This window comes from Ochrobactrum sp. AN78 (assembly GCF_029909885.1).
Lineage (GTDB): Bacteria > Pseudomonadota > Alphaproteobacteria > Rhizobiales > Rhizobiaceae > Brucella > Brucella quorumnocens.
The window spans coordinates 176,747-191,454 of the sequence record NZ_JASAMU010000002.1 but is presented as its reverse complement, the minus strand read 5'-3'; the positions used below and the strand labels follow the sequence as shown (position 1 = coordinate 191,454).

Below are 14,708 nucleotides of genomic sequence, written 5' to 3'. Positions count from 1 at the left end.
GGCTCTCGCCATCGAGAAATCAATCCCGCATTTCTGTTGCCCATGGCGGATTGGCACCAGCACGAGAAACAGTGATGGCCGCAGCGCGAACACCCAATGCCACCGCAGCATGGATCTGGTCTTCGTCGAGATTGGCTATAGCATCCTTCGTCAGTAGTCCCTGACCATGTAGGCTCGCGAGAATACCCGCATTGACAGTATCGCCAGCTCCCACAGTATCCACCACATCTACCTTCACGCCAGGCACGCGAACAGTTGCGTTTGCAGTATAGGCGTCGGCACCATGAGCGCCCTTGGTGATGACGATCAGCTTGGGGCCAAGCTTGAGCCATTCGGCGGCGATCTCGTCATGGCTGCCTTTTTCGCCGAACCAGTCGAGATCTTCATCTGAAAGCTTCACGATATCCGCGAGCGCGATCATGCGCTTCATGCGGGCGAGATGTTTTTCCCGATCGCTGACGAAGCTGGCACGAATGTTCGGGTCAAGGAACATCACGCGCTTTGACGCTTCACGCGTCATCAGCGCTTCGTAGACGCTGCCACATGGTTCTGAAATCAGGCTGATGCAGCCAAAAAGCAGCGCATCTATCGCATCGTCTATCAGCGGTATGTCATTTTCTGAAAGCATGCGCAGTGCTGTGTTCTCATCATAAAAAGCGTAGCGTGCCTGTCCATCGACAAGGCGCACAAAGGCCAACGTCGTTGGCCGATCAGAGATCGCCGAATAAGAATAGTCGACATTCGAGCGTGCGAGCGTATCGCGCAGCACTTCGCCGAAGAAATCCGATGAAAGGCCTGAGAAAAAGCCAGTGGGAACACTCAGCCTGCCAAGAGCGATGGCCGTGTTGAACACGGAGCCGCCAGCAAAGGGTACAAAGGCTGTTTCGCCTTCTGCCGTTTCGCGTGGCAACATATCAATCAGGGCTTCACCGCAGCATAGGATCATATGGTCAACTCGGCTGTTAAATCGATTGAAGGTTTAGAATTGACAAGGTAAACACAAAAGCGCGGTGTTTTTCAACGCCGCGCCTTCGAAAATAATTAGACGTGCTGACCACCATTGATATGGATTTCCGAGCCGGTCACATAGGATGAGGCTTCGGAGCAGAGATAATAAATGGTCTCGGCCACTTCGGAGGTCTTTCCAAGGCGCCGCATTGGCAGCTGTTCTACCAGCTTTTCCGTACCGGGTGACAGGATGGCGGTGTCGATTTCGCCGGGCGCAATGGCATTCACTCGGATTCCATGCGGGCCAAAATCGGAAGCCATTTCGCGTGTAAGCGCTGCCAGTGCTGCCTTGGACGTCGCATAAGCAGTACCTGCGAAGGGATGAACGCGACTGCCTGCAATAGAAGTCACGTTGACGACAGAACCCTGTGCTGCTTCCAGCTCCTTGAACAGTCCGCGCGCCAGCATGATCGGGGCCATGAAGTTCACCTGAAAAACATCGCGCCAGACAGCCATGGGAGTTTCAATTGAATTCATGCGACGACCGCCTTCTGCTTTTGGCGAAATGCCAGCATTATTGACGAGCGCATGCAATTTACTGCCGTTGGCTTCCAATCTGCGGCGGATTTCAGCAATGGCTTTGCCGATATCTTCCTGATCGGCCAGATCGACCTTGATGTGGTCTTCGGGGCCTGCGGGCCAAGGGCAGTTTTCGGCGAAGTCCTGACGCGAGCAGGTAATGACGCGCCAACCGGCGCGCGAGAAGCGCTTGACCGTGGCGTGACCAATACCGCGACTTGCTCCTGTCAGCACAAGGGTCTTACGTTCCGGATCTGCCTTGGGAGTGTCTGACTTGGGAGCATCAGACCGGGACGTATCAGTGTGGGAAACTGTAGACATGAAAACCTCACTCTCAATCCTTGAATAGACTAAGCTGCTCAGGATTTCGAGGGGAATTAGCAACAGGCAATGCGTGGTGCTTCACTTGATCGCGAGGCTAAAGCATGTCGCGCTCAAATGGATTCATTTAACGTTCGCGAACATGCGACGGTTAAATGAATCTAGAGCAAACGCCTTGGGTGCGATTAAGCACGACACGCTCTAGGCCGATCAACGACCGGCCCGGCTTTACGAGAGAACACTCCTACTGCGTATTACCCATGATGATGTCGAGCAACGTCGTTGAATCGCGCTGCTGCGGTGGTGGACCGCCAACATTACCCGGAGGCAGTGGTGCGCCATTGTCATTCACCGGATAATTGGCCGGTACGCCGGATTGCTGACCCTGCTGAACCGTATTGCGAGCGGGGGAGTCAGGTGCTGGTGGCCAATAGCCATCATCACCATTGCCTGCCATTGGTTGATCGCCATAGCCGCCTTGCGGAATCATGCCAGGTTCATATGGATTGTTCGGATCGATGCCGTCGCTGCCACCTGGCACGATGTTCTGAATGTCGTAATGGCCCGGAAGTTCTGCGACAGGCACACCCTTATGGGCTTCCTTCATGAAGGTTTTCCAGGCGGCAACGGGAAGCGTGGAGCCAAAGACCCGCTTCATGCCCTTGCCATCATCATTGCCGAACCAGACGCCGGTCGTGAGATTTGCTGTATAGCCGACAAACCACGCATCGCGGAAATTCTGGCTGGTGCCGGTTTTGCCAGCTGCAGGCCAACCAAAAGCTGCACGTTTGGCCGTGCCATCTTCCACTGTACGACGAAGCATCGCATTCATCATGCCAACAGTGCGCTCATCGATCACGCGCGGACCGACACCATCTTCTCTCTGGTAGAGAACCTTGCCTTCAGAATCCGTGATCCGGGTAATGAAATACACTGGCGCACGATACCCACCATTGGCAAACGGCACATAGGCGTCTGCCAATTCAAGCAATGAGACTTCTGAGGTGCCAAGTGCCAGCGAGGCATTGGGTTCGAGCTTAGACTGAACGCCAAGGCGGTGTGCGGTGTCGATTACGGTCTGCGGACCAACTTCCATGACCAGCTGCGCCGAAACGGAATTAAGCGAGTGAGACAGAGCCGTCGCCAGCGTCACTTCACCCATATATTTGCCGTTGTCGTTGCTGGGCGTCCATTTGCCGATCCGCACAGGCGCATCGTTGCGTACGGAATCCGGTGTACGACCCTGTTCTAGCGCTGTCAGATACACAAAAGGCTTGAATGAAGAGGCAGGCTGACGGCGCGCGTCGGTCACACGGTCGAACTGACTGGCGGCATAATCATAGCCACCCACCAATGCGCGCACTGCACCCGTACCATCAATGGAAACGAGCGCCCCCTGACTCACATTCATCTTCTTGCCGTTTGTCGAGATCTGATCCTTGATCGCTTCTTCGCCAGCGCGTTGGAGATTGAGATCGACAGTGGTTTCAACCGTGATATCGGTCTTTGTCTCGCCGATAAGCGCCGGAATTTCGGCAACGACCCGGTCGGCAAAATAGTTTTCAGAGCCCTGCCAGTAAGAGGCTGCGCGCGTTGGCGGCTCACTTTCTGCAATCGCCACCTGACGGTCATCGATCATGCCTTCTTCGCGCATGGCACCCAGCACCAACTTGGCGCGGGCACTTGCTGCCTCTGGATCGCGCGCAGGCGAAAGACGCGAAGGGGCTTTGAGAAGACCGGCAAGAGTCGCCGCTTCCATCAGGTTCACGTCCTTGGCGGATTTCCCGAAATAGCGTCGCGATGCAGCATCGACACCATAGGCACCTGAACCAAGATAAACACGGTTCAGATACATCTCTAATATCTGCTCTTTGGTGTATTTATGCTCAAGCCAGAGGGCGAGCATCACTTCCTGTACCTTACGCTCCAGTGTGCGGTCGGGCGAGAGGAACAAGTTCTTGGCGAGCTGCTGTGTGAGCGTCGAGCCGCCCTGTACAGCGCGGCCCGAGGTCACATTGGTCACAATCGCACGCGCGAGACCAATCGGGTCAATGCCGAAATGTGACATGAAACGGCGGTCTTCGATCGCCATGACGGCTTGCGGAATAAACGGCGACATTTCATGCAAGCCGACTGCTTCGCCGCCAGTTGTGCCGCGATTAGCAATCAAGCCACCCTGGACATCAACAATACGCACATTTGGCGGACGATCCGGGATAGTCCAGTCGGTTGTCGGCGGCATTTTGGCTGCGAAGTAAACGAGCATGCCCGCAAAGGCGATGCCGCCCCAAAGACCCAACACGAGGCACCAGTAGAAGGCGCGGCGAACAAAGCCGAAAAAGCCACCACGCTTTTTGGGCGAGCGGCGCGAACCGCGAGGCTCGCGATCTTTCGTTGGGTTGCTTTTGCGTTGCGGACGGGCCATGCGCTCCTCCTCGTCGACGCGAAACACGTCCTCTTCCTTTTCCTGCGGTTTGCCGAAGGAAGGTTCGATACGTCCGTTTCTGCCGTCTCGCGATGTCATGTCGTTTTAGATCCGCCCACCTGCTGATCGGTTATTGGTTTTGTAACCGCTTAATTCATCAACCCGCATATATCGAGGGCGTTTATCGCCTGAAGGGTAAATGCGGCAGTTTAAAGGGGGGTAAACTTCGCATTCACAAAAAATAACGGTTCCGTCGCGCAAAAGAAAAGGCCCCGCAATGCGGGGCCTTTCTTGAAAACTCATCTGAACAGGTCAGATTAGAACTTGTATGCAACGCCGAGGCGAACTTCGTTGGTCTTGAACTTGTCGCGAACCGAACCGTCGCCAAAGCCGAAGTCGTAGTCCTTGTTACCATAATCGGTGTAACGGTATTCAAGACGTACGATGACGTTGTCAGTTGCTGCATAGTCAATACCTGCGCCAGCGGTCCAGCCGGTGAGGGTCTTGCTCTGCGAAGCTTCGAACGAGCCATCAGCGCCAGTCGACGACAATGTGTTCTTTACGCTTCCGAAAGCAACACCACCAGCGATGTATGGAAGGAAGCGATCAACTGCGTAACCTGCACGGGCACGAACCGCACCCGACCAACGCAGCTTGCTTTCAACGCTGTCTGTTCCGTCAAGGAAAGTTTCAGAGTAGCTGTCCTTGAGGTTGTTGTAGGTCACGTCACCGTCGATACCCAGAACAACGCTGTTGCCGAGGTCGAAGTTGTAACCTGCATAGAGACCACCGAGGAAGCCGTCTGGCTTGACATTGATGCCGCCGTCAAAACGCGACTTGCCCCAGCCATAACCGATCTGGCCACCAAGGTAGGCGCCGTTCCAGGTAAAGGACGGAGCGACGACAACTGGAGCTGGTTCTTCGTAAACTACAGCGTCAGCTGCCTTTGCGCCAGTTGCTGCGAGAAGAGCAACGGTGGATGCGAGAAGAAGAGACTTGAGCTTCATAATAAATCTCCTTTGGAGAACGGGGAATTCTAAATCTGTTGTACCCAATATAAGCGATTGCCGAAAAGAGTCTGTAGCAAGAAGGCCACAGTCGTGTAATTGTCGCAAAAGTTGCGCACAGAATCGTGATTAGCTTGATTAGCTGCTGTTCTTGGTTACCAAACAGGTAAAATCCAGGGTTGTATTCGGTGAGGATGTTTTTGCTATTTGGATTGGGGTATAGGGTGCGGGTCTAAAGCACGGAGAAAATAAAATGGGTGGGGCAACTGGCGCTGCGCAGCGTGTCGACTGGGTCGATATTGCCAAGGGTATCTGTATAATCTTTGTTGTCATGATGCATTCCACGTTGGGCGTGGAAAAGGCAGCTGGCTCTGAAGGCTGGATGCATCATGTCGTGGCTTTCGCCAAGCCCTTCCGTATGCCTGACTTTTTCCTGATCTCCGGTCTCTTTCTCAGTCTTGTCATCGATAGACCATGGCGGCGCTATCTTGATCGCAAGGTCATTCACTTTCTGTATTTCTACATTTTATGGCTGACGATCCAGTTCGCATTCAAAGCACCAGCTATTGCAAGCGAGGCCGGTATTACCGGTGTTGTCGAAGCTTATATCATGGCGTTCATTGAGCCATTCGGAACACTCTGGTTCATTTACATTCTGCCGGTCTTTTTCGTTGCGACGCGCCTGTTGAAGCGCGTACCCGTTGGGTTGACTTTCGCATTGCTGGCCATTCTGGAAATTCTGCCAATCCATACCGGTTGGACAATGATCGACGAGTTCTGCTCGCGCTTTGTCTATTTCTTTGCAGGTTATGCTTTCGCACCCTTGATTTTCCGCACCGCCGATTGGCTGCGTCAACGCCCTGTAGTGGGAATATCTGGGCTGCTTATCTGGGGGCTTATCGAATATAAGCTGGTTTTCATGCCAGTACCGGAAAGCCTTGCTTTGCTGATAGCGCCGGCGGGTGATCTTTTAAACGGACGAGGGGCTATAAGCGATCTTCCGATTATTTCGCTTTTGCTGGGACTTGTCGGTGCATTAGCGATAATTTCGATTTCATCGCTGTTGAGCTTGCTGCCGCATAAAAATGTGCTGCATCGAGGGTTAAGCTGGCTCGGAGCTCATTCGATTGTCGTTTATCTCGCATTCTTCCTGCCGATGGCGATCGCGCGGACAATTCTTCTGAAATTTGGTTTTCTTGATACCGGTACAGTTTCGCTGCTGACAACCGCAAGCGGTGTCATCGGACCGGTCATTCTCTACGGGTTTATTCAATGGGCAGGCTACGGGCAGTTTCTGTTTCGCCGTCCGAAATGGGCCATGATTGACCATACGCACCAAAAGAAAACTGCGGGTCAAGCGCATCCGGAAAAATGTGGAACGGTTTTCGGGCAGGATGCGCGTTAAACAAATAAAATGAGAGAGCGCTCTAGAGCGCCGTGCGCCCTCTTGGGCGCACAAAGGTCGCTCTAATACTTTATATTTACAGCATAATTTTACCTTAAACTGATTCAAGTTTAAGGAATTATGCTGTAACCTGAGCGCTCTCTCATGTCGCCGTTTAAAATGCTAAGAATGAGCGAATATATCTTGATCAGGCCACCCCATCAGATCAAGTTCAGAGCGGGTTGGCAGGAATTTGAAGCAGGCATCAGCCTGTTTCGCACGGCCATCACGCTCTAAACGCTTTTCGAATACTGCTTTCAGGCGATGCAGATAAAGCACGTCTGAGGCTGCATAATCGAGCTGGGCTTGGGAAAGCACTTCCGCTGCCCAATCAGATGATTGCTGTTGTTTGGAAATCGAAACATCGAGAAGCTCGTTGCAGATTTCCTTCAAACCATGACGATCCGTATAGGTACGCGTCAGCTTCGAGGCGATCTTCGTGCAGAAAACCGGTTGTGGCATGGTGCCGAACGTATGTGCAAGTACTGCGAGATCGAAACGTCCATAGTGAAAGATTTTGGTAATCGAACGATCTTTCAAAAGCTTGACCAGATTGGGCGCTTTCTTCTGTCCGGTTTCGATCTGGATCACATCTGCAGTGCCGTCGCCAGGCGAGATCTGAACGACGCAAAGCCTGTCGCGATGCGGGTTCAGGCCCAGTGTTTCGGTGTCGATAGCGACTGCATCAACCTGATAATTATCCAGGTTGGGCAAATCGTGCTTGTGAAAACGGATCGTCATTTAGTCTTCCTTATTTGGCTGCGATAGCGGCCATAATGCGAGCCCAAGAACGCTGGCCCTTATGGAAGGAATTCAGCTCATATTTTTCATTGGGCGAATGGATGCGATCATCTTCAAGGCCGAAGCCGACCAGCAGCGATTCCATACCGAGGAACTTGTCGAAGTCGCCGACAATCGGAATCGACCCACCCATGGCGATCAATACGGCTGGCTTTGGCCATTCGTCGGAAAGCGCATCCTTTGCCTTGGAAACAAGCGGAGAATCATATGGCAGCTGGATCGCCGGCGAACCGCCATGCGGATGGAATTCGACCGAGCAGTCGGCTGGCAGGCGTGCTTCAACGAATGCGCGGAAAGCTTCGCGGATTTTCACCGGGTCTTGCTTGTGAACAAGGCGGAATGAAACCTTGGCGGATGCCTCAGCCGCAATCACGGTCTTGAAGCCTTCGCCAGTATAGCCGCCGATAATGCCGTTGACTTCAGCCGTTGGGCGAGCCCAGGTCAGTTCCAGAACGCTGCGGTCTTTTTCGCCCGAAGGGACTGAGAGGCCAATTGGACCAAGGAAATTTTCAGCCGTGCGGCCAAGGCTTTCCCACGATTGCAAAATCTGCGACGGCGTTTCTTCTACACCTTCATAGAAACCCGGAACCGTAACCCGGCCGGTTTCATCATGCAGGTCGGCAAGGATTTTTGCGAGAATATGGATCGGATTGGCAGCCGCGCCTCCGAAGAAGCCGGAGTGAAGATCGCGGTCAGCAGCCTTGATGACGATTTGTTCGCCGACAAGCCCGCGCAGACCCACACTGATCGCTGGCGTCTCGGCATCCCACATGGCGGTATCGCAAACAAGCGCCACATCGGCTTTCAGCTCTTCTTTATGGGCATCAAGGAAAGGCTTGAGCGAAGGAGAACCGGATTCTTCTTCGCCCTCAAAAAGCAATGTCACCTTCACTGGCAGATTGCCGTTAACGGCTTTGTAGGCACGGCATGCCTCGACAAAGGTCATGAGCTGCCCCTTGTCATCGGATGTTCCGCGACCGGTCAAGATCTTGCGACCATTGCCAACGTCCTTGATTGCAGGCTCAAATGGATCATTGTCCCAGAGATTGAGTGGATCAACCGGCTGCACATCATAATGGCCGTAGAACAGCACATGTGCCGCATCAGCAGTGGCACCGTCATGATGGGCAACAACCATCGGGTGCCCCGGCGTGTCGCGCACACTGGCATCAAAGCCAATGGATTTCAGGTCTTCGACCAGCCATTCGGCGGCCTTCCGGCAGTCGGCCTTGTAAGCCGGGTCAGTCGAGATCGACTTGATCCGCAAAAGATCAAAGAGGTGATCGATGCTCTTATCGAGATTGGTGTCGAGATAATTGAGGACTTTATCGAGTGATTGCGCGGACATGGATGCTTCCTGACGAGTCGTAATACTGGTGGCACACTACAACCAGCAACCCGAAGAAGAAACCCAAATTGAACGCAAAACTGAGAGCAGAAAATGAATTGGCCGTTGCGGTGAGGGGGTTACCACAACGGCCATATCACTACACTCAAAAGCGACAGCCCGGAGAGGGGAATGAGGCTGTCGCGACAACCGGTATCCAACGGGGGACGGGTCAGAAAACCGGCGACCGACGTACTGTCGATGGGTGTAATCTGGCCCTCCAACTGTGGCTATTCAAGGGCATTTAAGATTACAAATTCGTAACATAAACGTTACCTTGCCGGTTGAAATCCGTTATCAGTGATAACGTGAAAACGTGTGAGGGAAGAGGCACTTATGGATAAGATCACAATGCTCAGTAAGAAGGGCTGGGAAAAGACGTCAGGCAAGTGGCACGGTGAGTTTGAAGGAAATGTGTTCGGGGCGGGTGCGTCCGTCATGTTCTATGCAACTGAAGAAGCGGGACGCGGCCCCAGATTGCATCGCCACCCCTATGACGAGATTTTCATTGTGCGTAAAGGCCGGGCCTTATTCACGGTTGGCGAAGAGCAATTCGAAGCCGACGAAGGCAGTGTCGTATTCGGTGCGGCCAATATTCCACATAAATATGTCAATGTGGGTCCAGGCCTTCTCGAGATGATCGATATTCATGTTTCTGGTGAGTTCATACAGGAAGATCTGGAGTAGCTACTATCTCTGAAAAGCGCACTCGTGCGATCCAACGGTGGACACTCGTTTCTCCTGACATAAGGCCGGTTTTCTTTGAGCTTTGTTTCCTTTAATTCTAAGCCATGAAAAAAGGTGATCATCTCTTCCTCGTTGACGGCTCGGGCTATATTTTCCGTGCCTATCATGCCCTGCCACCGCTGACGCGTAAGACGGACGGCTTGCCTGTTGGGGCCGTATCTGGTTTCTGCAACATGCTGTGGAAGCTGTTGAAGGATGCGCGCAGCACCGATGTCGGTGTGGTGCCGACGCATTTTGCGGTCATTTTCGATTATTCGTCGCAGACTTTCCGCAAAGAGATTTTTCCCGAGTATAAGGCAAACCGCACCGCGCCGCCGGAAGATCTCATTCCGCAATTCGGCCTGATCCGTCAGGCAACGCGTGCATTCAATCTGCCTTGCATCGAAAAGGAAGGTTTTGAGGCCGACGACCTGATCGCAACCTATGCCCGTCTGGCTGAAAATGCAGGCGGCGATGTTACAATCATTTCGTCCGATAAAGATCTCATGCAGCTCGTGACGCCACAGGTGTCCATGTATGACAGCATGAAGGACAAGCAGATTTCGATCCCGGAAGTGATTGAAAAATGGGGCGTGCCGCCTGAAAAGATGATCGATCTGCAATCGCTGACTGGCGATAGCACCGATAATGTACCGGGAATTCCAGGCATTGGCCCGAAGACTGCTGCGCAATTGCTGGAAGAGTTTGGCGATCTTGATACGCTGCTCGCACGCGCTTCTGAGATCAAGCAGAACAAACGTCGTGAAAATATCATCGCTTTTGCTGACCAGACAAAAATCGCGCGGGAGCTCGTAACGCTTAAAACAGACGTGCCGCTCGAAGTTGATCTCGACGGTCTGGTGCTTGAGCCACAGAATGGTCCAAAGCTCATTGGCTTTTTGAAAGCGCTGGATTTCACAACGCTGACCCGTCGCGTGGCCGAAGCAACCGACACTGATGCGTCGGCGGTAGAGCCATGTCATATCGAAACGGAATGGGGTGCAGATGCACACGGTCCCGATGTCGATGTGCCAGCAAAATCAGCGGCCGCTTCGTCCGAAGTTTCTGTTGACTCCGAAGTGTCTGACGTCAGTGGCTACACGCCGAAAGCATTGGCGGAAAGCCGTGCTGCAACGGCTCTTGCGCAGAAAATCGACACCACGGGCTATACCTGCATTCGCGATCTTCCGACGCTGAACAAGTGGCTCGCGGAAGCTGTTGAGACCGGTCTTGTTGCCTTCGATACAGAAACCAATTCGCTTGATCCGATGCAGGCAGAATTGATCGGTTTCTCGCTGGCACTTGCGCCGGGCAAGGCAGCTTATATTCCGCTCCAGCACAAATCCGGCATGGGTGATCTTCTCGGCGGAGGCATGGTCGAGGGGCAGATTCCGCTTGGGGCGGCGCTCGAGGCCTTGAAGACCGTTCTTGAGGACAAGTCTGTTCTCAAGATTGCACAAAACATGAAATATGACTGGCTCGTCATGCGCCGTCACGGCACCAACACCGTGTCCTTCGATGACACGATGCTGATTTCCTATGTGCTTGATGCAGGCACCGGCGGACACGGCATGGACCCGCTTTCCGAACGCTGGCTTGGCCATACACCAATCGCCTATAAGGATGTAGCGGGCAGCGGCAAAAGCTCTGTAACCTTTGATATGGTCGATATCGATCGCGCAACGGCTTACGCAGCCGAAGATGCAGACGTAACGCTGCGCCTCTGGCAGGTGCTGAAACCACGTCTGGCCGCAGAAGGATTGGCGTCGGTTTATGAGCGTCTTGAACGTCCGCTGGTCGATGTGCTGGCACGGATGGAAGAACGCGGTATTTCTGTTGACCGACAGGTTCTTTCGCGCCTTTCGGGCGATCTCGCACAGTCAGCGGCCGCCTATGAAGATGAAATCTATGAATTGGCTGGGGAAAAATTCAACATCGGCTCGCCCAAGCAGCTTGGCGATATTCTGTTTGGCAAAATGGGTCTGCCGGGCGCGTCCAAGACCAAAACTGGACAATGGTCGACCTCTGCACAGGTGCTGGAAGATCTTGCCGCTGAAGGCCTACCTCTGCCGCGTAAGATTGTTGACTGGCGTCAGCTGACCAAGCTTAAATCCACTTATACGGATGCGCTGCCGGGCTTTATTCACCCGCAGACCAAGCGCGTTCACACCTCTTATGCGATGGCATCGACCTCGACAGGGCGTTTGTCTTCATCTGAACCAAACTTGCAGAATATTCCGGTTCGTACAGCCGAAGGCCGCAAGATCAGGACGGCATTCATTGCTGAACCCGGCAACAAGCTGATTTCTGCCGATTACAGCCAGATCGAATTACGCGTACTGGCTCATGTCGCCGATATTCCGCAGTTGAAACAGGCTTTTGCTGATGGCATCGACATTCATGCCATGACAGCATCAGAAATGTTTGGTGTGCCGGTCGAAGGTATGCCTTCGGAAGTGCGTCGCCGCGCCAAGGCGATCAACTTCGGTATTATCTACGGCATTTCGGCCTTTGGCCTTGCCAACCAGCTTTCCATTCCGCGTGAAGAAGCTGGCCAATATATCCGAACCTATTTCGAGCGTTTCCCCGGTATCAAGGACTATATGGAAGCGACCAAGGCGTTTGCGCGCGAACATGGCTATGTCGAAACGATTTTCGGGCGTCGGGCGCACTACCCGGATATTCGTGCTTCCAACCCGCAAGTGAGGGCGTTCAACGAACGTGCGGCAATCAATGCGCCTATTCAGGGTTCCGCAGCCGATGTCATTCGCCGTGCCATGATTCGCATGGAGAAGACGCTGGACGAAGAAAAGCTTGCAGCACGTATGTTATTGCAAGTGCACGATGAATTGATCTTCGAAGTGCCTGAAAGCGAGGTCGAGAAGACAATCCCTGTCGTTCGTCATGTGATGGAGAACGCGGCCATGCCTGCAGTGCCGCTTTCTGTGCCGTTACAGGTCGATGCGCGTGCAGCGCATAACTGGGATGAGGCGCATTGAGGGCTCAACCGGTTGACCTGAGAGGTTTGACACTATAGGTAAGCGGCAATTCTGTTGCTTCGGTAGTCGTCAGTGGGTTTGTGGCCAAAGGGTTTGCGGCCAAGGGTGTCGACTTGTGAAGCTTTTTTGAAAGTTAATCATGTCTCTGCCTGAATCCATTGCTCCGGCTCTCTCCGGAGCATTAGCCGCTCGTGGCTACAACACTCTCACCGCTGTTCAGAACGCTGTTCTCGCACCGGAAACGCTTCACGCCGATCTGCTCGTTTCAGCACAGACCGGCTCCGGTAAGACCGTTGCTTTCGGTCTTGCCATGGCTTCCACAATCCTTGGTGATGAACTGCGCTTCGGTAATCCTGGTGCGCCACTTGCCATGATCATCGCACCAACGCGCGAGCTAGCTCTGCAGGTTCAGCGCGAACTGGAATGGCTCTATGCTGATACTGGTGCACGTATTGCTTCGTGTGTTGGTGGCATGGATATCCGTTCTGAGCGCCGTGTGCTTGAACGCGGCTCGCATATCGTTGTCGGAACGCCTGGTCGTCTGCGTGATCATATCACCCGTAATGCGCTCGATATGTCTGAACTGCGCGTCGTCGTGCTCGATGAAGCTGACGAAATGCTCGATATGGGCTTCCGTGAAGACCTCGAATTCATTCTCGGCGAAGCACCTGCTGACCGCCGCACATTGATGTTCTCGGCAACCGTACCGAAGCCGATTGCACAGCTTGCCAAGCGCTTCCAGAAAGATGCACTGCGTATTTCTGCTGCGGGCGAAGCTGGTCAGCACGCCGATATTGATTATTTCGCGATGCCTGTTCCGCCGCAGGAGCGTGATCACGCGATCATCAATACGCTGCTTTATTATGATGCACAGAACTCGATCATTTTCTGCTCGACCCGTGAAGCTGTGAAGCACATGGCGAGCCGCCTTTCCAACCGCGGCTTTGCAGTTGTGGCCCTTTCGGGCGAACTGAGCCAGGCTGAACGTAACAACGCGCTGCAATCGATGCGTGATGGCCGTGCCCGCGTTTGTGTGGCAACCGACGTTGCTGCCCGCGGTATCGATCTACCTAATCTTGATCTCGTGATCCACGCAGATCTGCCAAACAATGCTGAAACCATGCTGCACCGTTCAGGCCGTACCGGTCGTGCGGGCCGTAAGGGCACCTGTGTTCTGGTTGTTCCATTCTCGCGCCGCCGCATTGCAGAGCGTCTTCTGCATATGGCAAAGCTTGATGCGCAGACTGTTCCAGCACCGGGCATCGCTGCGGTTCAGGCAAAGAACAACGAACGCATTCTCAATGGCGAGGCTTTCAATCAGCCGGTTGAAGAAGAACATCAGGAACTCTTGAAGGCACTGACCGAGCGTTACACGCCGGAACAGATCGCCAGCGCGTTCCTCAATCGCGAACTTGCTGCATTGCCTGCAGCCGAAGAAGTTTCTGACGCTCCGGTTCATCCGGTTGGCGGAAAGAAGCCTCGTGAACGTTCAGAACGCGGTGATCGTCCAGAACGTGGCGAACGCTTTGATCGCGGTGATCGTGCAGAGCAAGGCGAACGCTTCGACCGCAATGCGCGTTTCGATGGCGTCTGGTTCTCGGTCTCCGCCGGACGTAAGCACCGCGCCGATCCTAAGTGGCTTCTGCCTTTGATCTGTAAGGCCGGTGACGTTTCCAAGCGCGAAGTCGGTTCGATCAAGATTTTCGACAACGAAACGCGTTTTGAAATTGTTGCTTCCAAGGCTGATGAGTTCCGTCGTTCGGTTGAAGAACGCGGTACCGGTGAAAAGGGCCTCGTGATCCGTCCGGCCGTTGCAGGCGCTGGCGGCGACGCTGCTCCGCGCGAAGGCAAGCGTGATTTCAAGCCACGCAGCGACAAGCCAAGAAGCGATTTCCGCGACGGTCCGCGCGACAATAATCGCGACAATGCGAAGAACAGCTGGGCCAAGCCTAAAGGCGACTTCAAGAAAGATGGTTTCAAGAAGGACGGCAAAAGCGGCTATCCGAAGAAGAACCGCGGAGAGTAATTTCCGATCATAAAAAAGCCCGCCAATCGGCGGGCTTTTTGTTGT

General features: G+C 53.7%; 10 protein-coding genes. 4 read left to right on the top strand and 6 right to left on the bottom strand.

The features are described from left to right. Positions 1 to 19: 19 nt before the first annotated feature. The 4 genes from QBD00_RS04465 to QBD00_RS04450 all read right to left on the bottom strand — a co-directional run bounded on the left by QBD00_RS04465 (position 20) and on the right by QBD00_RS04450 (position 5,280). Positions 20 to 946: a carbohydrate kinase gene (locus tag QBD00_RS04465; RefSeq protein ID WP_318578754.1), complete on the bottom strand. Its 927-nt coding sequence runs from the start codon at positions 944 to 946 to the stop codon at positions 20 to 22. A gap of 95 nt (positions 947 to 1,041) precedes the next feature. Next, entirely contained in the window at positions 1,042 to 1,848 is an 807-nt protein-coding gene (locus QBD00_RS04460; protein WP_318578753.1) for an SDR family oxidoreductase, read from the bottom strand. 244 nt (positions 1,849 to 2,092) lie between these two features. Then, positions 2,093 to 4,372: a transglycosylase domain-containing protein gene (locus QBD00_RS04455; protein WP_318578752.1), complete on the bottom strand. Its 2,280-nt coding sequence runs from the start codon at positions 4,370 to 4,372 to the stop codon at positions 2,093 to 2,095. Positions 4,373 to 4,590: 218 nt separating this feature from the next. After that, the gene (locus tag QBD00_RS04450) at positions 4,591 to 5,280 is read right to left on the bottom strand and encodes an outer membrane protein (protein ID WP_095445879.1); all 690 of its coding nucleotides are present in this window, start codon (positions 5,278 to 5,280) and stop codon (positions 4,591 to 4,593) included. 253 nt (positions 5,281 to 5,533) lie between these two features. Here QBD00_RS04450 and QBD00_RS04445 point away from each other — a divergent pair, with 253 nt between their 5' ends. Then, the gene (locus QBD00_RS04445; RefSeq protein WP_318578751.1) at positions 5,534 to 6,685 is read left to right on the top strand and encodes an acyltransferase family protein; all 1,152 of its coding nucleotides are present in this window, start codon (positions 5,534 to 5,536) and stop codon (positions 6,683 to 6,685) included. A 162-nt stretch (positions 6,686 to 6,847) separates the two neighbouring features. On the opposite strand, the gene QBD00_RS04440 is transcribed toward QBD00_RS04445, so the two are convergent. Together QBD00_RS04440 and QBD00_RS04435 are read right to left on the bottom strand one after the other, a co-directional pair. Next, positions 6,848 to 7,465, bottom strand: coding sequence for a ribonuclease D (locus tag QBD00_RS04440; RefSeq protein WP_264230531.1), 618 nt, complete (start codon positions 7,463 to 7,465; stop codon positions 6,848 to 6,850). Positions 7,466 to 7,475: 10 nt separating this feature from the next. Then, on the bottom strand, positions 7,476 to 8,873 hold the full coding sequence (locus QBD00_RS04435; RefSeq protein WP_318578750.1) for a dipeptidase: 1,398 nt from the start codon (positions 8,871 to 8,873) through the stop codon (positions 7,476 to 7,478). Positions 8,874 to 9,248: 375 nt separating this feature from the next. Here QBD00_RS04435 and QBD00_RS04430 point away from each other — a divergent pair, with 375 nt between their 5' ends. From QBD00_RS04430 to QBD00_RS04420, 3 genes are all read left to right on the top strand, one after another. Next, complete coding sequence (locus QBD00_RS04430; protein ID WP_095445883.1) at positions 9,249 to 9,599, top strand: cupin domain-containing protein; 351 nt, start codon at positions 9,249 to 9,251, stop codon at positions 9,597 to 9,599. A gap of 104 nt (positions 9,600 to 9,703) precedes the next feature. Beyond that, positions 9,704 to 12,637, top strand: coding sequence for a DNA polymerase I (gene polA / locus QBD00_RS04425; protein WP_318578749.1), 2,934 nt, complete (start codon positions 9,704 to 9,706; stop codon positions 12,635 to 12,637). Between the two features lie 139 nt (positions 12,638 to 12,776). Then, complete coding sequence (locus tag QBD00_RS04420) at positions 12,777 to 14,663, top strand: DEAD/DEAH box helicase (RefSeq protein WP_151094785.1); 1,887 nt, start codon at positions 12,777 to 12,779, stop codon at positions 14,661 to 14,663. The last annotated feature ends 45 nt before the right edge of the window (positions 14,664 to 14,708 follow it).

What these genes read in the sequence shown, in the direction of transcription:
- QBD00_RS04465 (WP_318578754.1), bottom strand. Translation starts at nt 946, where the DNA reads ATGATCCTATGCTGCGGTGAAGCCCTGATTGATATGTTGCCACGCGAA.
- QBD00_RS04440 (WP_264230531.1), bottom strand. Translation starts at nt 7,465, where the DNA reads ATGACGATCCGTTTTCACAAGCACGATTTGCCCAACCTGGATAATTAT.
- QBD00_RS04460 (WP_318578753.1), bottom strand. Translation starts at nt 1,848, where the DNA reads ATGTCTACAGTTTCCCACACTGATACGTCCCGGTCTGATGCTCCCAAG.
- QBD00_RS04445 (WP_318578751.1), top strand. Translation starts at nt 5,534, where the DNA reads ATGGGTGGGGCAACTGGCGCTGCGCAGCGTGTCGACTGGGTCGATATT.
- QBD00_RS04455 (WP_318578752.1), bottom strand. Translation starts at nt 4,372, where the DNA reads ATGACATCGCGAGACGGCAGAAACGGACGTATCGAACCTTCCTTCGGC.
- polA (WP_318578749.1), top strand. Translation starts at nt 9,704, where the DNA reads ATGAAAAAAGGTGATCATCTCTTCCTCGTTGACGGCTCGGGCTATATT.
- QBD00_RS04450 (WP_095445879.1), bottom strand. Translation starts at nt 5,280, where the DNA reads ATGAAGCTCAAGTCTCTTCTTCTCGCATCCACCGTTGCTCTTCTCGCA.
- QBD00_RS04430 (WP_095445883.1), top strand. Translation starts at nt 9,249, where the DNA reads ATGGATAAGATCACAATGCTCAGTAAGAAGGGCTGGGAAAAGACGTCA.
- QBD00_RS04420 (WP_151094785.1), top strand. Translation starts at nt 12,777, where the DNA reads ATGTCTCTGCCTGAATCCATTGCTCCGGCTCTCTCCGGAGCATTAGCC.
- QBD00_RS04435 (WP_318578750.1), bottom strand. Translation starts at nt 8,873, where the DNA reads ATGTCCGCGCAATCACTCGATAAAGTCCTCAATTATCTCGACACCAAT.